The sequence below is a fragment of the Bradyrhizobium sp. HKCCYLRH3099 genome (assembly GCF_051167855.1).
Classification (GTDB): domain Bacteria; phylum Pseudomonadota; class Alphaproteobacteria; order Rhizobiales; family Xanthobacteraceae; genus Bradyrhizobium.
This window is the reverse complement of record NZ_JBNPTW010000002.1, coordinates 411,493-431,237: the sequence shown is the minus strand read 5'-3', so window position 1 is coordinate 431,237 and position 19,745 is coordinate 411,493. Positions and strand designations below refer to the sequence as shown.

Sequence of the window (19,745 nt, the reverse complement as noted above, 5' to 3'; positions counted from 1 at the left end):
GACTGCTCAGGCGAAGGACTTGCCGCAGCCGCAGCTCGACTTGGCGTTGGGGTTCTCGAAGGTGAAGCCGGAGCCTTCCAGCGCGACGACGAAATCGATCGTCGTGCCCTCGAGATATTCGAGGCTCTTGTGATCGACGAGCACGCGCACGCCCTCGCGCTCAATCACGGTGTCCTCCGGCTCGCTGCCGCTGACGAGACCCATGTTGTATTTGAGCCCGGCGCAGCCGCCGGCTTCGACCATGATCCGCAGGCCGTCGACCGGCTTGTCGGAGGTCGTGATCGCGTTGCGTACTGCGTTGACGGCGCTGTCAGTCAGGTTGATCATCATCGTCTGGCCTTTCCCATTCGGCTGTTGCGAACGGAATTGGCAAGTCTCGTGCCATGCATCAATCGCCTGAAAGAACACGGCTTTTCGCGATGTCGCTGTGGCGTTTCCGACGCGTGTCGGCTTTGCGACAGGCGCGCCTCGCGTCGTGTCGCGCCCGTGACGTCAGAATGTCGCGGCGCAAACGCGACAATCGGCCGGCCCGGCGGACGAAAATCTCAAGCAAATCAACGCGCAACAAACATCGGCAGACAACTTGCATCACCGCCTTTTGACCGCGCCGTGCGGCGAACGGCTCATGAAGGACATGCGAGGGGATTGCTGATGACGACATTGGAGAAGACGGTTGCGATCGAGACCACCGCGCTCGCGCAGCTCGACAAGGAGGGCCGGCTGCTCAACGCCGTGCTGAAGGCGCCGACCACGAAGCCGGGCCGGTTCGGCTTCCGCGGCGACATCGCGCTGAAATTCCAGACCCAGGTGGCCGACGAGAAGCGCCCGCCGGATTTCTCGATCGAGCAGGTGCTGACGATCGTCAACGACGGCGAGCCGACCATCCCGGTGCTGGTCGGCTACATCCACTCGCTGGCCTACCTCGAGACGGCGGTGGAGGTTCTGAAGGGCCTGCTGAAGCCTGACGGCAGCTACTTCATGTTCTGCAACAACATCGACCTGCTGGCGAAGTATCGCATCAAGATGGGCGATGTGACGTTCTACGTCCTGCCGTGCGATGAATCGACGGTCTGGAAGGAGATGATGGATCTGTTGTCGATCGACAAGAACGACATCAAGAAGCTCGATACCGCCGGCAAGCTGGACTACGTGCTCGACGACGCCGTGAAGTTCAGCGAGAGCTATGAGCTCATTGCCTATGCCGACGCGCTGGCCAAGATGGAGCCGGTGAAAAACCGCAACGAGAACCGGCCGGTTTGACCGCCGTCTCCTCCTCACACGCCAAGTGAAGTCCCGGTCCTTTCGCCGGGACTTCATGTGAGACCTCAACCTTCCTCACACTGCATACCGGCCTCTTCCTCGTCGTCCTCGTCATCCTCCACCAGGGTCACGCCGGTGACGCAGATGTCACCGTCGATCACCGACAAGGCCACTGGCGTCAGGCTCTCGCCCTTGCAGGGGCCGTCGACACACATCCCGGTGCCGATCTCGAACAGCGAGCCGTGCTTGCCGCAGAGGATGCGCAGGCCGTTGCCGTCCATGAACTGGTTGCGCTCCCAGTCCAGATTCACCTTGTCGTGCGGGCACATGTTCAGATAGCCGAACACCTGCTTGCCCCAGCGGATCACGAAGATCGGCCACGGGCGATGGCTGCCGTCCTCCGCGACGATCATGAGCTGGAAGCCCATGGCGCGGCGGCTCGGGATGTCGTTGAAGCTGCAGATGGCGTAGGCGACGTCGGTCGTCATGTCAGGCCTCATCGATGTCTGGCGCATGTCCGACATTGCCGCTTTCGGTGCGATGAGAGCGGCGGTCGGCTCGCTGACGGATCACGTTGCAAGATTCGCGCAACTCCGCGTTCCGGCATCTGTCTCGCTGTTGCGAGAGACTGGCACAGAATTTGAAAATTTCTCCTGCAAAGGCCTCTCTTTGTAAGGAGATCGACATGAACGTGACATTGGACTTCGTCGAAAGCTCGCTCGACGACATCAAGGCCGCTTTGGACGGCGGCACGCTGACCGTCTACTCGGTGGCGCGTCCGACCACCGCCGACAAGGCGGTCGACCGCAGCGGCGTGCTCGCGACCTTCACCTTCGCCTCGCCCGCCTTCGGACCCGCGGTCGACGGCCTGGAGCAGCCGAATTTCGTCGCCGCCGCCGTGCCCGCCGCCACCGTCGGCACGCCCGGCTTCGCCCGCGCCCGCAAGGCCGACGGCACCACGGTCGCCGATTTCTCGGCCGGCCCCGGCGAGCGCGAGATCAAGTTCACCGAAGTGTCCTGCTCGCCCGGCGCGCCGGTGACGGTCGCGACCTTCAAGATCATCGCCGATGGCGGCTGGCCGGAGCGCCCGGAATATTACGACAGCCATCCGCGCCCGGGCTACGCGATGCCGAAGACGCTCTGACGCGCTTTGCGCGTCAGCCTTTCCGTTGGCCCCTCATCGAGAGCGCATGCATGAGCAGAGATCCATCCGACGCCCTGGTCAGCTCCGAATGGCTGGCGCAGCATCTCGCCGATCCCGGCATCAAGATCCTCGATTGCACCTGGCATCATCCGAGCACCAATCTCGACGGCCGCACACAGTATCGCGGCCGGCACCTGCCGGGCTCGGTGCATTTCGACATCGACCAGGTCGCCGACAAGACCAACCCGCTGCCGCATATGCTACCGACGGCGGAGGATTTCGCACACAAGGTCGGGCTGCTCGGCATCAGCAATGCCGATCGCGTCATCGTCTATGACCGCCACTATGGCGGTTCGGCCGCAGGCCGCGTGTGGTGGATGTTCCGCGTCTTCGGCCACGACAATGTCGCTCTGCTCGATGGCGGCTTCGGCAAATGGACCAAGGAGAAGCAGCCCGCCGAGATGACGCCGGTGCGCCCGGCGCCGGCGAGCTTCACGGCGAGCTTCCGGCCCGAGCTGGTTGCGACCTCGGCGCAGGTGCAGGCCGCGCTGCAGAGTGGCGCGCAGCTCGTGGACGCCCGCGGCCCCGGCAAGTTCGACGGGACGCAGCCCGACGTCTTCACCTTCAAGCGCCAGGGTCACATTCCCGGCGCCATCAACCTGCCCTGGGCCGATCTGGTCGATCCCGATACGGGCGTGCTGCTGCCGCCCGACGCACTCGCCGCGCGCTTCGCGGCCGCTGATATCGATCTGGCGAAGCCGATCGTCACCACCTGCGCCTCGGGCATCACCTCGTGCATGCTGGCGCTGGCGCTGTACCGCCTCGGCGTTCCCAGCGCCGCCGTCCATGACGGCGCCTGGGCGGAATGGAGCCAGCTCGACGACACGCCGGCGGCGGCGTGACCTCAGGACATCAATGACGGGAGCACAGGCATGGCAAAGACGTTGGTCAAGACCACGCAGGACGGCCGCAAGGTCGAGGTGATCGGCCTCGCGATCTGCCTCGACGGCGAGCTCGAGGCGTTCGAGCTGGTCGAGGTCAAGCTGCATCCGAACCGGCGCAAGATCTGGGAGGCCGCCCCCGACGCCACCCACATGGCCGGCCGGATCACGTTGACGAAAGAGGAAGCCGCGATCGTCGAGGGCGCCTTCGCCGGCGCCCAGTCCGAGATCCTGGCCAGCCCCGCCGCGATCAACGAACGCTTCCGGATCGCCGCGATGTGGAAGGCCAGGGAACAGGGGATCGAGTAGGTCCCATCTCCAGAACAGCCCGCACCTCTCCGTCATTCCGGGGCGCGCACAGCGCGAGCCCGGAATCCATAGGCACAGGCGGTGATGAAGCGCGAGTTGCGTGTGGCGCTTTTCTCGAAGGACAATATCCGTTCGTGGATATGGATTCCGGGCTCATCGCTCCGCGATGCCCCGGAATGACGGGAGGATAGATGTTGCCCACCATGGTCGCTCCGCGCGTGCGGACAGACGGTGGGCACGGCGCGTGAGACTGAGCGCTTAACGAAGGACCACCCAGGCGCCTTTGCCCACCCTACTGGCTACCAACGTCATCGCGAGCGCAGCGACGCGATCCAGGGCCGCGCGGAGTTCTGGATTGCTTCGTCGCCTGCGGCTCCCCTCGCAATGACGGCTATGGCTGGATATCCAGTCGACTATTGGAAAACCCGCCCGCGGTAATGATAGCTCCCGCCATCATCCACATCGAACAGCTCGCCGATGTCCGGATGCTTCACCGGGTCGCCTGAGACGTCCGCGATCAGGTTCTGCTCCGGCACGTAGGCGATGTAGCTGCTATCGCCGCATTCGGCGAGCAGGTAATAGAACGGCTGCTCCTTGTCGAGCCGCTTGTCCATCGTGATGGCGCGCCAGCCTTCCTCCTCGGAGAAGGACAGGTCGACATCGAACACGACACCGCGCAGGTCGTAGACGCGGTGCCGGGTCACCTGGCCGATCGTGAATTTTGCTTCCATCCGCAGCATGCCCGCACGCTCGATAGGATCACGCCGGCGAATGGGTCTGGCAGTTGGTCGGGCAGACCCGGGCGCAGGCGCCGCAGCCGATGCAGGCGCCGGTGTCGTGCATGACCATGATCTTCTTCTCGACCTCGTCATCCTCGTCGTCGTCGAGCTCGACGAACTCGCCCTCGTCGTTGATGCCCTTCAGGGTCATCACCTCGCGGCCGCAGACCTTGTAGCAGCGGCCGCAGCCGATGCACTTGGCCGCGTCGATGGCGACCAGATAGTCCGGCCGCCAGTCGCGGCCGTCGCGGGTTGAATTGGACATGGTGACAGGTCCTTGTGCGGGCTTTACGCGGCCTCGAGCTTCTTCAGCTCGGCCCGCTTCTTCTCCAGCTCGGCGAATGCCTCGTGCGCCTTCTGCGCGGTCGGCAGGATCTGGTCCCAGTTGACGGGCAGTTCCTCCGACAGATCGTGCAGGTTCATCTTGGCATCCATGGCGCGGGCCGACAGCTTCTTGATCTCGGCCTTCAATGTATCCAGGTCGCTCATCTCTCTCATCCTCGCCGTTAGTAATTCGCGACGTCCTTGAACTTTTCGATCATCTCGACGCCGGCCTTGACGAACTTGTCGCCCTCGTCGGCCAGCTTGCCGAGATTGTCGAAGCCGAAGCGGTGCACGTCGCGCAGCTGCTTGTTGACCACGATCAGCCGGCCGCCGATCAGCACCATGCGGCCAAAGCCCTCATGGCTCATCTTCAGCATCGGCGAGATCATCACGCCGGTGGCCTTCTCGATCGACAGCGCGATCGCGTTAAAGAACAGCTCGAGCCGCCAGATCGTCTCCGGATCGGGGTCGCCGATGATCGGCAGCGCACGGCGCTTCTCCTTGTCCAGGATGTAGGGCTCGAGCAGCTCGACGTCCTTCTTGCCCTCCCAGGCGCCATGGGTGTCCTGGGCGCGCCAGACCTTGATCAGCTCCTTGACGAAAGGCCGCTGCTCGGCGGGGACGACTTCTTCTACGACTGCGGTATCAGACATGTTCGTTTCCTCATTCCTCGAAATCGAGCGCGCGTTCCTGGCCTTTTGCCAAGGCTTTGCGCAGCCACGGCGGCGGCGTGCCCTTCAGCACCGCCTGCAGCTTGCCGAGGAGATCGGTGATGTCCTCGGGCTGGGTGACCTTCATGGGGTGGATGTTGTTGGCGACCACGCGCGCCGCGCCGGAGCCGCCGATCGCGGCGACATAGAGGATCGCGCAATCCTTGATCGCCTCGATCTTCGGCGCCAGCTTGTCCTCGTTGCCGTCTTCCTTGAGATCGCCGTCGAACTCGACGGTCTCGACGAAGCGGTAGCCTTCGGGATCGAGATCGTAGATCGCGATGTTCTTGGCCCAGCCGAAATGGGCGTCGACGCGTTTCAGATCCTGGGTAGCGAATGCGACTTTCATGTCGTCGGTCCTTTCTCCTGACGCGTCAATGCAGCGGTGCCACGACCGCCGGCTCCGGCGAGACCTGCTGGAAATCCTTCCAGGGATCGATCCAGGTGTCCGGCGTCGGCTGATGGTTGTCCTCGCGGTCGGCGATGATCAGGTTGGCGAGCGCAAACACCAGGTCGCGGGTGCCGCGATAGCCGACGGTCAGCAGATGCCCAGCGCCCAGCCGGTCGAACATCGGGAAGCCGACCCGGTAGAACGGGATCTTCAGCCGCGCCGCCGCCTGGCGGCCGTGCGAATGCGTCATCATCAGGCCGCAGTCGCGCGCCTTGGCGAGGTTCTCCAGATCCTCGAGGTCGCCGATCAGCACCTCCTCGCAGGGCATCCGCTCCAGCACCGGCGACTGCGTGGTGGTGACAGCGACCGAGATCTCGGCGCCCATGTCGTGCAGCATGCTGGCGACGTCGAACAGCAGGTCCGGCTCGGCGCCGATGGCGAGCTTGCGGCCGCCGATGTGAAAATGCGCGTCCAGCATCGCGTCCGCGAGCTGGCCGCGCTGGCGGCGATATTTCGCCGGCACCGGACGGCCCGAGATCTCGCTCAGGAAGGACATGAACTCGTCGTTCGGCAGCAGGCCGCAGAGCCGCTCGAACAGCCGGTACGGCACGCCGGTCTTCGCCTGCATCGCCTCCGCCGCGCGCTTCATCTGCGCGCCGATCGCGATCGTCCAGGACGCGCTGCCCATGGTCGCGATCTCTTCGAGACCGATGCCGCCGATCGTGGTCGGCGTGAACTCGTCGGGGATATGACCATCGAGCGAGCCGCCGATGTCCGGCAGGAACGACGGCTCCAGGCCGAAATCCTCGAAGATGGTGCGGAGCTCCTCGATGTCCCCTGGTGTCAGATGGCAGCCGGGCAGCACGTTGACCCTGGCGGGATCGCGCCGGGTCGAGGTCGGCTTGTCGACGAGTACCTCGACCATCTTGGCGACGGTCTTGTCCCAGCCGTCCTGGAACGCATCCTTGAAGTCCGGGGTCGAGACATAGACGAGCGGATAATTGGCGAGCTCCGGATGCTTCTCGCGGATCAGCTTGATGTAGCCGTCGACGTCGTCGCCCTTGGTCTCGGTGACGCCGGTCGAGCAGATGCCGATGATCTCCGGCTTCTGCTTCTTGTAGATGTTGAGGATCGCCTGCTCGACGTTCTCGTAGCCGCCGAGCACAGTGGCGACCTCGCTCATCGCCGTCGTCTGCATCGGCACCGCTTCCTTGAAGTGGCGCACGAACAAAGTGAGGCCGAACGAGGTGCAGCCCTGCGAGCCGTGCAGCAGCGGCATCGCGCCGCGCAGGCCGAGGAAGGCGAACGAGCCGCCGATCGGCTGGCTCATCTTGAGCGGATTGACCGCGCAGGCCTTCTTTCCAATGGTGACCTTGGCCATGAGCGCCGCCCTATTCCGCTGCCTGCAAGAGCGGCGCAGCCGGTGCCTTCTGCGCCGCAAGAATGTCCTCGACCCGGCCGGCGCAGGCGCCGCAGCCGCCCGAGGCGTTGGTGTGGGTCCGGACGCCGGCGACGTCGGTCAGGCCGTGCGCCTTGATCGCATCCTCAATGGTGCCGAGATCGACCGACTTGCAATGGCAGATCTTCTTGGCGCGGCGCGCGGCTTCCGCCGCCACGGGATCAGCCGCGAGCGCAGCAGCTTCCGCATCGGCCTGCGCAATCGCCTTGGCCTGCCAGTTGTTGCTGGCGCTCTCCCAGGGCGCCCGCTTGCGCAGCTGCTCCCACATCGGGTTGTAGATCGCCTTGTCGATCTCGGCGACCAGCTTCACCATGCCGATATAGCCCATGAAGGCGTGCGAGCGCTCCTGGTTGATGTCGAGCCAGGGCATCGCGGCCTTCAGCGCCACGAACTGCGACTTGCCGCCGGAGAGCATGATGTCGGCCTTGGCGTCCTTGAGCATCTTGTACATCTCGCGGGGCGCCATATCGTCGATCATGTGAGCGTCCTGGCCCATCAGTTCCTTGATGCGCTCCTTGTCCTCCTTGGTGGACTTCTTCACGGAGGTGCCGACCAGCTCCATGCCGGCCTCCTGCAGCGCCGCCACGACCGACCACGACTTCACGCCGCCGGTGATCAGCAGGACCTTCTTGCCGGTGAGCCGCTTCTTGAACGGCTCGATCGCGGCCCAGGCTTTGGCTTCTTCGCGGGCGATCACCGCCTCGGTGCGGTCCAGCAGATCCGCCGGCGCGCCGCGCTCGACCAGGAGACGCGCGATCTCGCGCAGCGAGTCCGAGGAGTCCTGGATGCCGTAGAACGAGCCCTCGAAGAACGGAATGCCGTAGCGCTCCTCCATCTTGCGGGCGACGTTGATCATCGCCTTGGAGCACACCATCATCGCCGCGCGGGCGCGGTGCGACGACGCGACCTCCTTGTAGCGGCCGTCACCGGAGATGCAGGCGGAGATGCGGATGCCGAGTTCGTCGAACAGCGGCTTCACCTGCCAGAGCTCGCCGGAGAGATTGTATTCGCCGATGATGTTGAGGTCGTAGGGCGTCGTGACCTCCGGCTCGACGGTGCCGATGACGTGGTCGAGCAGCGCCTCGCCGGCCAGCTTGTTGCCGAGATTCTTAGGGCCGACGAAGCCGGGCGAGTTGACCGGAATGCAGGGCTTGCCGAACTTGGCCGAAGCCGCCTTGCAGACCGCGTTGATGTCGTCGCCGGTCATGGCGGGCACGCAGGTCTGGTAGACGAAGACCGCCGGCGGATCGTATTTCTCAATGATTTCCTTGATCGCCTTGTACAGGCGCTTCTCGCCGCCGAACACGACGTCGGTCTCGTTGATGTCGGTGGTGAAACCGGTGCGCCAGATCTGCGAGCCAGACGAGGCCGCGCCGCGGTTGTCCCAGGAATTCCCTTCGCAGGCGATCGGTCCGTGCACGAGATGCGCGACGTCGGTCAGCGGCTGCAGGGCGACCTTGGCGCCGTCGAAGGCGCAGCCACCGGCCGCGCCGCCCGGCTGCAGCTGCTTGGTGCAGCCCTTCTTGCGCTCGGCCTCGGACTTGTTGGCGTTCTTGCCGCAACCCGGCTCGTTGAAGACGTTCTGGATCGTGGCAGACAGCGAGCTCATCGGCTTCTCCTGTTGGCGGACGTTCGGCGCGTCTTGGTGGAATGAGGCGGCTCAGGCTTGGTGCCTTCCCACGAGCCGCATCGTCCAGAGCGAAGCGCGGCGGCCCCTGGGGACCGCCGCGCGCCGTGACTTAGCGGATGATGTCGAAGCTGTAGTCCGACTTGGCCGGCACGTTGGTGTTGCGATCGATCTCGTCGAAGATCTTGTCGAGGATCGTGACCAGCACGTTCAGGCCGCCCTGATAGCCCCACACCGGATAACGGTGCTTGTGGTGGCGATCGAAGATCGGGAAGCCGATGCGGATCAGCGGCGTGCCGGTGTCGCGCTCCAGATACTTGCCGTAGGTGTTGCCGATCAGGAAGTCGACCGGCTCGGTGAACAGCAGCGAGCGCATGTGCCAGAGATCCTTGCCGGGATACACGTGGCAGTTCTTGCCGAACGGCGAGGCATCGAACACCGCCTGCACGCGCTCCGCCCACTCCTTGTTGCCGTTGGTGGCGAGCACATGGGTCGGCTCGGCGCCGAGTTCTAAAAGGAACGAGGCCAGGCCGAGGCAGAGGTCCGGATCGCCGTAGATCGCGAACTTCTTGCCGTGGATGTGGGCGCTGGAGTCGGCGATCGCGTCCACCAGGCGGCCACGCTCGACGGAAAGCGATTCCGGGATGTCCTTGCCGGAGATGCGCGACAGCGCCATCAGGAAGGCGTCGGTGCCGGAAACGCCGACCGGGTGATGGAACGAGACCACTTCCTGGCCGTGATTGCCGATGAAGGGCAGCGTCTTCTCGGTGCAATAATGCTGCATCGAGATGGTCGCCTTGGCGTGCACGGCATTGGCCGCGTCCTCCAGGGTCGTGCCGCCCTCATACATGCGGAACTCGCCGTCGGTCGGCGTGTCGAACACGTTCGAGTTGTCGCCGAGTATAGTGTACTCGATGCCCATCTCCTCGAAGATGTGCTTGACCTCACGGATGTTGCCGACGGTGTAGCCGTCGAAGCCGCCGATGAAGTTGATCTTCTCGTTCGGAACGCGCTCCAGCTTCGGCGCGGTGCCGGCCTTGCCGTCCCAGAAGTGCTCGAGAATGCCCTTCATCGCATTGTCGTAGCCGGTAACGTGGCTGCCGACGAAGGCGGGCGTGTGGGCGAAGGGAACGTCGTACTCGGCTGGAACCGAGCCCTTTTCCTTTGAGGTCTTGATGAAGGCGTTGAGGTCGTCACCGATGACTTCCGCCATGCAGGTGGTCGAGACCGCGATCATCTTCGGCTTGTACATGTTGTAGGCGTTGGCGAGGCCGTCGATCATGTTGTTGAGGCCGCCGAACACGGCCGCGTCCTCGGTCATCGACGACGACACGCAGGAGCTCGGCTCCTTGAAGTGGCGCGACAGATGGCTGCGATAATAGGCGACGCAGCCCTGCGAGCCGTGCACGAACGGCAGGGTCTTCTCGAAGCCGACGGCGACGAACACGGCGCCGAGCGGCTGGCAGGCCTTGGCCGGGTTGACGGTCAGCGCCTCGCGGGCGAAATTCTTCTCGCGATATTCGGGCGTCTTGGCCCATTCGCGGATGCGCTCGACTTCCGCGGGATCGCGCGGATTTTCGAACATCTTCTTCTTGTTGGCCAGCATCTGCTGGTATTCGGGACCACGGAAAAGCTCGAAGTGATCGAGCACATGTTCGGCAGACTGTGTCATGGGAAAACCCTCTCTATGTTCCTGTGTCGATCAGGGAGCACTGGCTCTCCGCCGAAGGAGAGCCAGGCCGTGGGTGGTGCAGGTTACTTTGCCAGTTACTCGGCCGCCTGGAGCAGCGGCTTGGGAGCCTGCTTCCAGGGAGCCTTGGTCATCTTCCAGACCGGCGAGTTGATCGCCATGTCCATGTCGCGGGCGAAGATCGCGAACCCGTCATAGCCATGGTAGGGACCCGAGTAATCCCAGGAGTGCATCTGGCGGAACGGCACGCCCATCTTCTGGAATACGTACTTTTCCTTGATGCCCGAGCCGACCAGGTCCGGCTGGACCTTCTCGACGAATTTCTCGAACTCGTAGCCGGTCACGTCGTCATAGATCAGCGTGCCGTCCTTGACGTAGTGCTGGGCGGTGCGCTGATAGTCGTCGTTGTGGGCGAACTCGTAACCGGTGCCGACGACCTCCATGCCGAGGTCCTCGTAGGCGCCGATCACGTGGCGCGGACGCAGGCCGCCGACGAACAGCATCACGGTCTTGCCTTCGAGGCGCGGCCGGTACTTGGCGATCACGGCGTCCATCAAGGGCTGGTACTTGGCGATGACGCGCTCGGCACCTTCCTTGATCTTGTCGTCGAAATAGCTGGCGATCTTGCGCAGCGATTCGGCGATCTTGCTCGGCCCGAAGAAGTTGTACTCGCACCACGGAATACCGAACTTCTCTTCCATGTGACGCGAGATGTAGTTCATCGAGCGGTAGCAGTGCAGCACGTTCAGCTTCGCCTTCGGCGTCGCCTCGAGCTCGGCCAGCGAGCCGTCGCCCGACCACTGGGCGATCACGCGCAGGCCCATCTCCTCGAGCAGGATGCGCGAGGACCAGGCGTCGCCGCCGATGTTGTAGTCGCCGATGATCGCGACGTCGTAATCCGACGGCTCGAAGCGCGGCGCGGCGTCGGCCGGCAGCTTGTCGAACACCCAGTCCCGGATCGCGTCGTTGGCGATGTGGTGGCCGAGCGACTGCGACACGCCGCGGAAGCCTTCGCAGCGGACGGGGACGATGGTCTTGCCGTCATACTCCTTGGACTTCGTCTTCGACACCGCCTCGATGTCGTCGCCGATCAGGCCGATCGGGCATTCCGACTGCACGGTGATGCCGTTGTTCAGCGGGAACAGCTCCTGGATCTCGTCCATGATCTTGGCGAGCTTCTTGTCGCCGCCGAACACGATGTCCTTCTCCTGGAAGTCGGAGGTGAACTGCATCGTGACGAAGGTGTCGATGCCGGTCGTTCCGATGTAGTAGTTGCGGCGCGCCGCCCAGGAGTACTGGCCGCAGCCGACCGGGCCGTGGCTGATGTGGATCATGTCCTTGATCGGACCCCAGACCACGCCCTTCGAGCCGGCGTAGGCGCAACCACGGATGGTCATGACACCCGGGATCGACTTGATGTTCGACTTGACGCCGCAGTCCGACTTGCCGGACTCGTGGACGTTGAGATGCTTGGCGCGGCGCTTGGCGGTCTTCTCGGGATAGACCTTGAGGACCTCGGCGATCAGTTCCTTGTTGCGTGCCTTGATCTCGGCAACGCTTTGTTTCTCGATAACGCTCATCTGGCTTTTTCCTCGATGATCGGTTGCGGAGATCGCCCGGCCCGTCGAACCGACGGGCCGGATGACCGGTGACGCTTCAGGCCGTGGCGGCGAGCTCGGCGGCGGTCTTGCCGATCTGGGTCTCGTCGACCGCCTTCATGATGCCGTGCTCCATCAGCATGTCCTCGAGCTCGTCCATCGTGATCGGGGTCGGGATGATGCCCTTGCCGGCATTGCCGTGGATCTTGGTCGCCAGGTTGCGGTAGTGGTTGGCCTGGACCGACTCCGGCGCATATTCCAGCACGGTCATACGGCGCAGCTCGGCGTGCTGCACGATGTTGTCGCGCGGCACGAAGTAGATCAGCTGGGTGCCGAGCTTCTTGGCCAGAGCCTCAGCCAGCTCCAGCTCCTTGTCGGTCTGGCGCTCGTTGCAGACCAGGCCGCCCAGGCGCACGCCGCCGGAGTTCGCATACTTCAGAATGCCCTTGGAGATGTTGTTGGCGGCATACATCGCCATCATCTCGCCGGACATCACGATGTAGATCTCCTGCGCTTTGTTCTCGCGGATCGGCATCGCGAAGCCGCCGCAGACCACGTCGCCGAGCACGTCGTAGGACACGTAGTCGATGTCCTCATAGGCGCCGTTCTCTTCCAGGAAGTTGATCGAGGTGATCACGCCGCGGCCGGCGCAGCCGACGCCCGGCTCCGGACCGCCGGACTCGACGCAACGGATGTCGCGATAGCCGACCTTCATGACCTCTTCGATCTCGAGGTCCTCGACGCTGCCGGCGGCAGCGGCCAGGCTCAGGATGGTGTCCTGGGCCTTGGCGTGCAGGATCAGGCGGGTCGAATCCGCCTTGGGGTCGCAGCCGACGATCAGGATCCGATGACCCATCTCGGCGAGTGCCGCCAGAGTGTTCTGCGACGTCGTCGACTTGCCGATGCCGCCCTTGCCGTAGAATGCGATTTGTCGAAGTGATGACATTCTGCTCTCCATCAACCGATTGCCAATGTCCCGCATGCGCCTTGCATGACCAGGACCGCGTCCTCTCTCCAGAACCGGCAGACGGGTTATTGGGAAGGAGAGCATCGCTCGTCCGAAGCGTCGGCGTGCACTCAGCCCTCAACCTTTGCCTGACCAGAGTTTTGCAACGGCTGTGCCAGAGCTTTGGAATCGTTAAAAAGGCCATGTTTTGAAAGAGATGCGGCCAAGCTCGAAGCTAGGATGACCTTGTTGCAAACCCGACATCTGGGTTTTTCACCCGACGCTCCCGCGACGTGCTGTCCGAAACGACACATGTCGTCGCAGGCTCCACGCAGCGCTGCAGCGATCCTCTCTCGCAGCGCATGTATGAAGCCTGCTCAGGCCGGCGGTACGGAGTTTGCTTGATGTAGATCAAACCCGCTTTACGAACGGGCCAGAAGGAGCATTTCGATGTCGAGCAGGACGTGCGTCTTTGTCATTGAATCCGATCAGGTGATCCGCTCGGCGCTCGGCTATATCCTCAGCGAGCGTCACGAGACCTTCACCTTCGCGGAGACCGCGGATGCGCTGAGCAAGGCGGCACGAGCGACACCGGATGCCGTGCTGGTCGGCAGCAGCATCCTGGAGGACGACGGCGCCGAGACCGTCGGCATGCTCGCCCGCAAGCTTCATCAGGCCGGCATCATCGTCGTGGCCGGCTCGACCAAATCACCGCTGGCGCTCGCAGGCCTGCGCCAGGGCGCCGAGGCGATCATCGCCAAGCCGATCACCTTCGACGGGGTGACTCACGCGGTCGACACGGTGCTGGCGCGCCGCGGCACTGAGCCGAGCCTCGCGACGTAGCCACGCCTCAAGGCGGATTGAGATCAGCAGACGACCAGGAGAGGATCATGTTGAAGATGGTGCAGACGGCAGCTCCCGCGAATCCGGATATCGAGGACATCGTCGAGAATTTTACCCTGCTCGACGACTGGGACGACCGCTACCGCTACGTCATCGAGCTCGGCCGCGGCCTGGCGCCCCTGCCCGACGCCGACCGCAACGACGGCAACAAGGTGCAGGGCTGCACCAGCCAGGTCTGGGTCGCCACCTCGGTGCGCCACGGTGCAGCGCCGATGCTGGACTTCGTCGGTGACAGCGACGCCCACATCGTCCGCGGCCTGGTCGCGATCCTCTTGGCGATGGTCTCCGGCCGCACCGCGCCCGAGATCCTCGCCGCCGATCCAATCGCGCTGTTCGAGAAGCTCGGCCTGCGCGAGCATCTGACCCCGCAGCGCTCCAACGGCTTCCGCTCGATGGTGAACCGGATCAAGGCCGATGCGCAGGCCGCGATGGCCGCGGCGGCGTAGATTTGATGAGCTGATTTGCTTGGTTGATTAGCCCGCCTCGCGCGGCGCATCCGGTCCAAGCCTCTCCCCGCGTGCGGGGAGAGGCCGGATTTCATCGCAGATGAAATCCGGGTGAGGGGGACTCTCCACGAGTCTGGTGCATATGTCACACCCACCGACCGTGCGGAGAGTCCCCCTCACCCCAACCCTCTCCCCGCAAGCGGGGCGAGGGAGCGCACCGCCGGCTTGGTGAGCGCTCGACTCCAACTTGCAAGATTTAAGTCAGGCGGGGCCTATTGCAGGGCGGTACACGAGCGGCTCTACGAGAAAAACTCCTGCGCCTTCCTCAGCGCGCGGACCAGCACATCGACCTCTTCCCGCGTGTTGTACATCGCGAATGACGCCCGGCAGGTCGCGGTCACACCGAACCGCTCCAGCAGCGGCATGGCGCAATGGGTGCCGGCGCGGACCGCGACGCCGGCACGGTCGATGACGGTGGCGAAGTCGTGGGCGTGGGCGCCCTGCATCTCGAACGACACGATGGCGCCCTTGTCGGCGGCGTTGCCGATGATGCGCAGCGAGTTGATCTCGCGCAGCTGCTCGGTGGCGTAGACCACGAGGTCATGCTCATGCGCGGCGATGCGCTGCTTGCCGATCGAGGCGACGTAGTCGATGGCAGCGCCGAGACCGGCGGCCTCGACGATCGGTGGCGTGCCGGCCTCGAAGCGGTGCGGCGGGTCGCCATAGGTCACGAAGTCGCGTGACACCTCGCGGATCATCTCGCCGCCGCCGTTGAACGGCGGCATCGAGGCCAGCAGCTCGCGCTTGCCATACAGCGCGCCGATCCCGGTCGGGCCGTAGATCTTGTGCCCGGTGATGCAGTAGAAATCCGCATCGAGGTCGCGGACGTCGACCTCCATGTGCACGGCGGCCTGCGAGCCGTCGATCAGCACCGGAATGCCGCGGTCATGCGCGATGCGGATGACCTCCTTGACCGGGACGACGGTACCGAGCACGTTCGACATCTGCGTCATCGCCACCATCTTGGTGCGCGGTGTCAGCAGCTTTTCGAACTCGTCGAGCAGGAAATTGCCGTCATCATCGACGGGAGCCCACTTGATCACAGCCCCCTGGCGCTCCCTGAGGAAATGCCAGGGAATGATGTTGGCATGGTGCTCCATGATCGAGAGCACGATCTCGTCGCCCGGCCCGATCCGCTCGCGTCCGAAGGTCTGCGCGACCAGATTGACGGCTTCCGTGGCACCGCGGGTGAAGATGATCTGCTCGGAGCTCTCGGCATTGAGGAACGTCGCCACCTTGGCGCGGGCGCCCTCATAGGCCTCGGTGGCGGCGTTGGCGAGATAGTGAAGCCCGCGATGCACGTTGGCGTATTCTGAGGTGTAGACCTGGTTCATCCGGTCCAGCACGGCCTGCGGCTTCTGCGCCGAGGCGGCGTTGTCGAGATAGACCAGCGGCTTGCCGTGGACCTGCATGCCGAGAATGGGAAAATCCGCCCGGATGCGGCCTACGTCGTAGCCGCTCCCGTTCACCGCTGCATACATCGTCTACTCCCGTCGTCCGAGCCAGCCCAGCAGCGCCCCGGTCAGCGCGTCGCGCACGCTCTCGTTGGCCGCGCCCTCGATGATCTCGCCGATGAAGGCCTGGATCAGCAGCGCCTTCGCTTCTGCCGGCGGGATGCCGCGCGCCATCAGGTAGAACAGCAGCTCATCGTCGATCGCGCCGGTCGTGGTGCCGTGGCCGCACTGCACGTCGTCGGCGAAGATCTCGAGCTCCGGCTTCGAGTCCGCCTCGGCCTCATCGGACAGCAGCAGCGCCCGCGACATCATCTTGGCGTCGGTCTTCTGCGCACCGGGGGCGACCGTGATCTTGCCCTGGAACACCGCGCGGGCGGTGTCGCCGACGACCGCCTTGAAGGTCTCGCGGCTCTGGCCGTTCTCGGCCGCATGCTCGATCGACAAGGTCGTGTCGGCGTGCTGCGTCCCCGACAGCAGCGAGCCGCCGCGGATGTCGGCGACGGTGCCCTCGCCCGCGAGGCGGACGAAAAGCTGGTTGCGCACCAGGCTGCCGCCGGCGATGAAGCCGAGCTGATTGAAGGTCGCGCGCGCGCCGATATTGGCGAGCAGCGAGCCGATGTGCAGCGCGCTGCCGCCCTCGCTGACGACCTTGACATGGTCGATGCGCGCCTCGTCACCGACGACGAGCTGCATCGCGGTGTTGACTTGGTACTCGCTGCCGTCAGGTCCCTGATGCGACTCGACGATGGTGGCGCTGGCGCCGGCGCCGATATTGACCAGAGAGCGGGTGAACATCGAGGTCGCGACCCAATTGGTCGCGACGAAGGCGACATGGATCGGCCGGCTCAGCGCGGTGCCCGGCGCGACCAGGATGACGACGCCGTTGGCAGCCAGCGCGGTGTTGAGTGCCAGCGCCGGATCGTCATCCGGCACGATCGCGCCGAGGCGCTGCGACAGCAGCGGCTTGTCGGCGGCGAGCGCATCGGCCATCGGCTGGATGGTGAGGCCGGGCTCGAGCGCCGCAAGATCCGACAGTTCCGGCACGAAGGCGCCATCGACGATGACGAGCTTGCGGAAGCCCGCGCTGGCGAAGAGATCCTTCGCCTCGCGCGCCTTGGTTTTGGCGGCGTCGTCGGGCAGCGAGGCAAGCCGCTTGGCTTCTTTCATCTGCGTGCGCAGATCGGTGTAGCGCCAGGCCTCGACGCGCCGGTGCGGCAGGCCGACCGCAGTGAAGCGGTCGAAGGCGGCAGCACGCACCGCGGTGATCTCCTCGCCGCCCGGCAAATAGCGGCGGGCGCCCTGGTACAGATCGGCCAGCCCGAGCTCGGCCTTGGTCTTGCGGATCGCGACGCCCATGCTGCTGCTCCCCGCGCCTTACGCCGCTTCGCTCTGGTACTGCGCGTAGCCGGTCGCCTCGAGCTCGCGCGCGAGATCCGCGCCCCCGGTGCGAACGATGCGGCCCGCCGCGAAGACATGGACGATGTCCGGCACGATGTAGTCGAGCAGCCGCTGGTAGTGAGTGATCACGATCATGCCGCGCTCGGCCGAGCGCAGCGCGTTGACGCCGTTGGCGACCACCTTCAGCGCGTCGATGTCGAGGCCCGAATCCGTCTCGTCGAGCACGCAGAGCGAGGGCTGCAGCAACGCCATCTGCAGGGTCTCGTTGCGCTTCTTCTCGCCGCCGGAGAAGCCGACATTGAGCGGCCGCTTCAGCATCTCCGAGTCAATGTTCAAGGTCTTGGCGATCTCGCGCACGCGCTTGATCAGGTCCGGCGAGGACAGCTCCTCCTCGCCGCGCGCCTTGCGCTGGGCGTTGAAGGCCGCCCGCAGGAACGTGAGCGTCGCGACGCCCGGGATCTCCAGCGGATATTGGAACGCCAGGAACACGCCCTTGGCGGCGCGCTCGTCGGCCGACATCGCCAGCAGGTCCTCGCCATTCAGATAGACCTCGCCGGCAGTGATCTCATAGCCGGGCTTGCCGGCGAGCACGTAGGACAAGGTCGACTTGCCGGCGCCGTTCGGGCCCATGATGGCGTGGATCTCGCCCTTGTTCACGGTCAGGTCCAGGCCCTGGATGATCTTGCGACCACCGGAGATCTCGGCATGGAGCCCCTTGATTTCGAGCAAGGCCGTCATCGAACACTCCTCATCTGTTGTCGCCGCGCGCGACGTCCTTATCCGACTGAACCTTCGAGGCTGATCGAGATCAGCTTCTGCGCCTCGACCGCGAACTCCATCGGCAGCTGCTGCAGCACGTCCTTGACGAAGCCGTTGACGACGAGCCCGACCGCCTCTTCCTGCGAGAGGCCGCGCTGGATGCAGTAGAACAGCACGTCCTCGGAGATCTTCGACGTCGTCGCCTCGTGCTCGAACACCGCCGAGGAGTTCTTGGCCTCGATGTAGGGCACCGTGTGCGCGCCGCATTTGTCGCCGATCAAGAGCGAGTCGCAGGCGGTGAAGTTGCGGGCGCCGGAGGCCTTGCGATGGGCGCTGACGAGGCCGCGATAGGTGTTCTGCGACTTGCCGGCGGCGATGCCCTTGGAGATGATCCGGCTCGACGTGTTCTTGCCGAGATGGATCATCTTGGTGCCGCTATCGACCTGTTGGAAGCCGTTGGAGATCGCGATCGAGTAGAATTCGCCGCTGGAATTGTCGCCGCGCAGGATGCAGCTCGGATATTTCCAGGTGATCGCCGATCCCGTCTCGACCTGGGTCCAGGAGATCTTGGAATTCGCGCCGCGGCAGTCGCCGCGCTTGGTCACGAAATTGTAGATGCCGCCCACGCCCTCGGAATTGCCGGGGTACCAGTTCTGCACCGTCGAATACTTGATCTCGGCGTCATCCAGCGCGACCAGCTCGACGACGGCGGCATGCAGCTGGTTCTCGTCGCGCTGCGGCGCCGTGCAGCCCTCGAGATAGGACACGTAGGCTCCCTTGTCGGCGATGATCAGCGTGCGCTCGAACTGGCCGGTGTTGCGCTCGTTGATGCGGAAATAAGTCGACAGCTCCATCGGGCAGCGTACGCCCGGCGGGATGTAGACGAACGAGCCGTCGGAGAACACCGCCGAATTGAGCGTGGCGAAATAATTGTCGGTGGTCGGCACGACCGTGCCGAGATATTTTTGCACCAGGTCCGGATGCTCGCGCAGCGCCTCGGAGATCGGCATGAAGATCACGCCGGCCTTCCTCAGCTCCTCCTTGAAGGTGGTTGCCACCGAGACCGAGTCGAACACGGCGTCCACCGCGATCTTGGTGCGCGGCGCGGCCGCCTCGCCATCCTCGGATTCCGCGGCCGCGGTGGGACGCTCGACGCCTTCGAGGATCTCGACCTCGCGCAGGGGAATGCCGAGCTTCTCATAGGTCTTGAGAATCTCGGGATCGATCTCGTCGAGCGAGGCAACCTTCTTCTTCGGCTTCGGCGCCGAATAATAATAGAGATCCTGATAGTCGATCTTGGGATAGCCGACGCGCGCCCAGGTCGGCTCGGCCATGGTCAGCCAGCGGCGATAGGCCTCGAGCCGCCATTCCAGCATCCAGGCCGGCTCGTTCTTCTTGGCCGAGATGAAGCGGATGGTGTCTTCCGACAGCCCCTTCGGAGCCTTCTCGGATTCGATCTGCGTCTCGAACCCGTAACGATATTGATCGACGTCAATGCCCTTGACGCGATCAATGGTCTCCTGAACCGCTGCCATCTCTCACTCCGC

Annotated in this window: 22 protein-coding genes; 6 read left to right on the top strand and 16 right to left on the bottom strand. The window is 64.4% G+C overall.

Annotation, left to right across the window (positions count from 1 at the left end; all coding sequences use genetic code 11):
- Nucleotides 1–6: 6 nt before the first annotated feature.
- On the bottom strand, nt 7–327 hold the full coding sequence (locus ACQR1Y_RS07270; protein ID WP_006609670.1) for a HesB/IscA family protein: 321 nt from the start codon (nt 325–327) through the stop codon (nt 7–9).
- 324 nt (nt 328–651) lie between these two features.
- Between ACQR1Y_RS07270 and ACQR1Y_RS07265 the strand changes: the two genes are divergently transcribed.
- Nucleotides 652–1,260: a hypothetical protein gene (locus ACQR1Y_RS07265; RefSeq protein ID WP_434876476.1), complete on the top strand. Its 609-nt coding sequence runs from the start codon at nt 652–654 to the stop codon at nt 1,258–1,260.
- A gap of 65 nt (nt 1,261–1,325) precedes the next feature.
- On the opposite strand, the gene ACQR1Y_RS07260 is transcribed toward ACQR1Y_RS07265, so the two are convergent.
- A complete protein-coding gene (locus ACQR1Y_RS07260) occupies nt 1,326–1,748 on the bottom strand; it encodes a Rieske (2Fe-2S) protein (protein ID WP_035654868.1) in 423 nt (140 codons plus the stop codon).
- 197 nt (nt 1,749–1,945) lie between these two features.
- On the opposite strand from ACQR1Y_RS07260, the gene ACQR1Y_RS07255 reads away from it, so the two are divergent.
- Genes ACQR1Y_RS07255 through ACQR1Y_RS07245 form a run of 3 tightly spaced genes read left to right on the top strand, consistent with a single transcriptional unit; the run spans nt 1,946 to nt 3,654 of the window.
- Nucleotides 1,946–2,404 carry a hypothetical protein gene (locus ACQR1Y_RS07255; protein WP_006609667.1) on the top strand — a complete coding sequence of 153 codons (459 nt, stop codon included), beginning with the start codon at nt 1,946–1,948 and terminating at the stop codon, nt 2,402–2,404.
- Between the two features lie 50 nt (nt 2,405–2,454).
- Nucleotides 2,455–3,306, top strand: a complete 852-nt coding sequence (locus tag ACQR1Y_RS07250) for a sulfurtransferase (protein WP_434876477.1) — start codon at nt 2,455–2,457, stop codon at nt 3,304–3,306.
- A 30-nt stretch (nt 3,307–3,336) separates the two neighbouring features.
- Nucleotides 3,337–3,654, top strand: a complete 318-nt coding sequence (locus tag ACQR1Y_RS07245) for a hypothetical protein (protein WP_008965769.1) — start codon at nt 3,337–3,339, stop codon at nt 3,652–3,654.
- 413 nt (nt 3,655–4,067) lie between these two features.
- On the opposite strand, the gene hspQ is transcribed toward ACQR1Y_RS07245, so the two are convergent.
- The 10 genes from hspQ to nifH all read right to left on the bottom strand — a co-directional run bounded on the left by hspQ (nt 4,068) and on the right by nifH (nt 13,178).
- Nucleotides 4,068–4,394: a heat shock protein HspQ gene (hspQ, locus tag ACQR1Y_RS07240; protein WP_434876478.1), complete on the bottom strand. Its 327-nt coding sequence runs from the start codon at nt 4,392–4,394 to the stop codon at nt 4,068–4,070.
- A gap of 19 nt (nt 4,395–4,413) precedes the next feature.
- Nucleotides 4,414–4,698, bottom strand: a complete 285-nt coding sequence (gene fdxB, locus ACQR1Y_RS07235; RefSeq protein ID WP_434859261.1) for a ferredoxin III, nif-specific — start codon at nt 4,696–4,698, stop codon at nt 4,414–4,416.
- A 23-nt stretch (nt 4,699–4,721) separates the two neighbouring features.
- Nucleotides 4,722–4,922 (bottom strand): CCE_0567 family metalloprotein, encoded by a 201-nt coding sequence (locus ACQR1Y_RS07230; RefSeq protein WP_009032148.1) that lies wholly within the window; start codon nt 4,920–4,922, stop codon nt 4,722–4,724.
- A gap of 17 nt (nt 4,923–4,939) precedes the next feature.
- Nucleotides 4,940–5,410, bottom strand: a complete 471-nt coding sequence (locus ACQR1Y_RS07225; protein ID WP_006609661.1) for a NifX-associated nitrogen fixation protein — start codon at nt 5,408–5,410, stop codon at nt 4,940–4,942.
- 10 nt (nt 5,411–5,420) lie between these two features.
- Nucleotides 5,421–5,816 (bottom strand): nitrogen fixation protein NifX, encoded by a 396-nt coding sequence (gene nifX / locus ACQR1Y_RS07220; protein WP_172134705.1) that lies wholly within the window; start codon nt 5,814–5,816, stop codon nt 5,421–5,423.
- A gap of 25 nt (nt 5,817–5,841) precedes the next feature.
- The gene (gene nifN / locus ACQR1Y_RS07215) at nt 5,842–7,239 is read right to left on the bottom strand and encodes a nitrogenase iron-molybdenum cofactor biosynthesis protein NifN (protein WP_434876479.1); all 1,398 of its coding nucleotides are present in this window, start codon (nt 7,237–7,239) and stop codon (nt 5,842–5,844) included.
- Between the two features lie 10 nt (nt 7,240–7,249).
- On the bottom strand, nt 7,250–8,926 hold the full coding sequence (nifE, locus tag ACQR1Y_RS07210) for a nitrogenase iron-molybdenum cofactor biosynthesis protein NifE (RefSeq protein WP_434859259.1): 1,677 nt from the start codon (nt 8,924–8,926) through the stop codon (nt 7,250–7,252).
- A gap of 130 nt (nt 8,927–9,056) precedes the next feature.
- The gene (gene nifK, locus ACQR1Y_RS07205) at nt 9,057–10,616 is read right to left on the bottom strand and encodes a nitrogenase molybdenum-iron protein subunit beta (RefSeq protein WP_434859258.1); all 1,560 of its coding nucleotides are present in this window, start codon (nt 10,614–10,616) and stop codon (nt 9,057–9,059) included.
- A 95-nt stretch (nt 10,617–10,711) separates the two neighbouring features.
- Nucleotides 10,712–12,214, bottom strand: a complete 1,503-nt coding sequence (gene nifD / locus ACQR1Y_RS07200) for a nitrogenase molybdenum-iron protein alpha chain (protein WP_012045819.1) — start codon at nt 12,212–12,214, stop codon at nt 10,712–10,714.
- Nucleotides 12,215–12,290: 76 nt separating this feature from the next.
- A complete protein-coding gene (gene nifH, locus ACQR1Y_RS07195) occupies nt 12,291–13,178 on the bottom strand; it encodes a nitrogenase iron protein (RefSeq protein ID WP_434876480.1) in 888 nt (295 codons plus the stop codon).
- A 450-nt stretch (nt 13,179–13,628) separates the two neighbouring features.
- On the opposite strand from nifH, the gene ACQR1Y_RS07190 reads away from it, so the two are divergent.
- Together ACQR1Y_RS07190 and ACQR1Y_RS07185 are read left to right on the top strand one after the other, a co-directional pair.
- On the top strand, nt 13,629–14,021 hold the full coding sequence (locus tag ACQR1Y_RS07190; RefSeq protein WP_434876481.1) for a response regulator: 393 nt from the start codon (nt 13,629–13,631) through the stop codon (nt 14,019–14,021).
- Nucleotides 14,022–14,068: 47 nt separating this feature from the next.
- Entirely contained in the window at nt 14,069–14,527 is a 459-nt protein-coding gene (locus ACQR1Y_RS07185; protein ID WP_434876482.1) for a SufE family protein, read from the top strand.
- A gap of 299 nt (nt 14,528–14,826) precedes the next feature.
- On the opposite strand, the gene ACQR1Y_RS07180 is transcribed toward ACQR1Y_RS07185, so the two are convergent.
- From ACQR1Y_RS07180 to sufB, 4 genes are read right to left on the bottom strand one after another with little or no spacing between them, the layout of a single operon-like run.
- Entirely contained in the window at nt 14,827–16,068 is a 1,242-nt protein-coding gene (locus ACQR1Y_RS07180; protein ID WP_434876483.1) for a cysteine desulfurase, read from the bottom strand.
- 3 nt (nt 16,069–16,071) lie between these two features.
- Nucleotides 16,072–17,397: a Fe-S cluster assembly protein SufD gene (gene sufD / locus ACQR1Y_RS07175; RefSeq protein ID WP_434876484.1), complete on the bottom strand. Its 1,326-nt coding sequence runs from the start codon at nt 17,395–17,397 to the stop codon at nt 16,072–16,074.
- 18 nt (nt 17,398–17,415) lie between these two features.
- Nucleotides 17,416–18,177: a Fe-S cluster assembly ATPase SufC gene (sufC, locus tag ACQR1Y_RS07170; RefSeq protein WP_006609650.1), complete on the bottom strand. Its 762-nt coding sequence runs from the start codon at nt 18,175–18,177 to the stop codon at nt 17,416–17,418.
- A 38-nt stretch (nt 18,178–18,215) separates the two neighbouring features.
- The gene (gene sufB, locus ACQR1Y_RS07165) at nt 18,216–19,733 is read right to left on the bottom strand and encodes a Fe-S cluster assembly protein SufB (RefSeq protein WP_434876485.1); all 1,518 of its coding nucleotides are present in this window, start codon (nt 19,731–19,733) and stop codon (nt 18,216–18,218) included.
- Nucleotides 19,734–19,745: the final 12 nt, after the last annotated feature.

Coding starts and splice junctions, on each gene's coding strand:
- ACQR1Y_RS07270 (WP_006609670.1), bottom strand. CDS start 327: ATGATCAACCTGACTGACAGCGCCGTCAACGCAGTACGCAACGCGATC.
- sufC (WP_006609650.1), bottom strand. CDS start 18,177: ATGACGGCCTTGCTCGAAATCAAGGGGCTCCATGCCGAGATCTCCGGT.
- sufB (WP_434876485.1), bottom strand. CDS start 19,733: ATGGCAGCGGTTCAGGAGACCATTGATCGCGTCAAGGGCATTGACGTC.
- ACQR1Y_RS07185 (WP_434876482.1), top strand. CDS start 14,069: ATGTTGAAGATGGTGCAGACGGCAGCTCCCGCGAATCCGGATATCGAG.
- ACQR1Y_RS07245 (WP_008965769.1), top strand. CDS start 3,337: ATGGCAAAGACGTTGGTCAAGACCACGCAGGACGGCCGCAAGGTCGAG.
- nifX (WP_172134705.1), bottom strand. CDS start 5,816: ATGAAAGTCGCATTCGCTACCCAGGATCTGAAACGCGTCGACGCCCAT.
- ACQR1Y_RS07250 (WP_434876477.1), top strand. CDS start 2,455: ATGAGCAGAGATCCATCCGACGCCCTGGTCAGCTCCGAATGGCTGGCG.
- nifD (WP_012045819.1), bottom strand. CDS start 12,214: ATGAGCGTTATCGAGAAACAAAGCGTTGCCGAGATCAAGGCACGCAAC.
- ACQR1Y_RS07265 (WP_434876476.1), top strand. CDS start 652: ATGACGACATTGGAGAAGACGGTTGCGATCGAGACCACCGCGCTCGCG.
- ACQR1Y_RS07180 (WP_434876483.1), bottom strand. CDS start 16,068: ATGTATGCAGCGGTGAACGGGAGCGGCTACGACGTAGGCCGCATCCGG.
- ACQR1Y_RS07230 (WP_009032148.1), bottom strand. CDS start 4,922: ATGAGCGACCTGGATACATTGAAGGCCGAGATCAAGAAGCTGTCGGCC.
- nifK (WP_434859258.1), bottom strand. CDS start 10,616: ATGACACAGTCTGCCGAACATGTGCTCGATCACTTCGAGCTTTTCCGT.
- ACQR1Y_RS07255 (WP_006609667.1), top strand. CDS start 1,946: ATGAACGTGACATTGGACTTCGTCGAAAGCTCGCTCGACGACATCAAG.
- nifN (WP_434876479.1), bottom strand. CDS start 7,239: ATGGCCAAGGTCACCATTGGAAAGAAGGCCTGCGCGGTCAATCCGCTC.
- ACQR1Y_RS07190 (WP_434876481.1), top strand. CDS start 13,629: ATGTCGAGCAGGACGTGCGTCTTTGTCATTGAATCCGATCAGGTGATC.
- sufD (WP_434876484.1), bottom strand. CDS start 17,397: ATGGGCGTCGCGATCCGCAAGACCAAGGCCGAGCTCGGGCTGGCCGAT.
- fdxB (WP_434859261.1), bottom strand. CDS start 4,698: ATGTCCAATTCAACCCGCGACGGCCGCGACTGGCGGCCGGACTATCTG.
- hspQ (WP_434876478.1), bottom strand. CDS start 4,394: ATGCTGCGGATGGAAGCAAAATTCACGATCGGCCAGGTGACCCGGCAC.
- ACQR1Y_RS07225 (WP_006609661.1), bottom strand. CDS start 5,410: ATGTCTGATACCGCAGTCGTAGAAGAAGTCGTCCCCGCCGAGCAGCGG.
- nifH (WP_434876480.1), bottom strand. CDS start 13,178: ATGTCATCACTTCGACAAATCGCATTCTACGGCAAGGGCGGCATCGGC.
- nifE (WP_434859259.1), bottom strand. CDS start 8,926: ATGAGCTCGCTGTCTGCCACGATCCAGAACGTCTTCAACGAGCCGGGT.
- ACQR1Y_RS07260 (WP_035654868.1), bottom strand. CDS start 1,748: ATGACGACCGACGTCGCCTACGCCATCTGCAGCTTCAACGACATCCCG.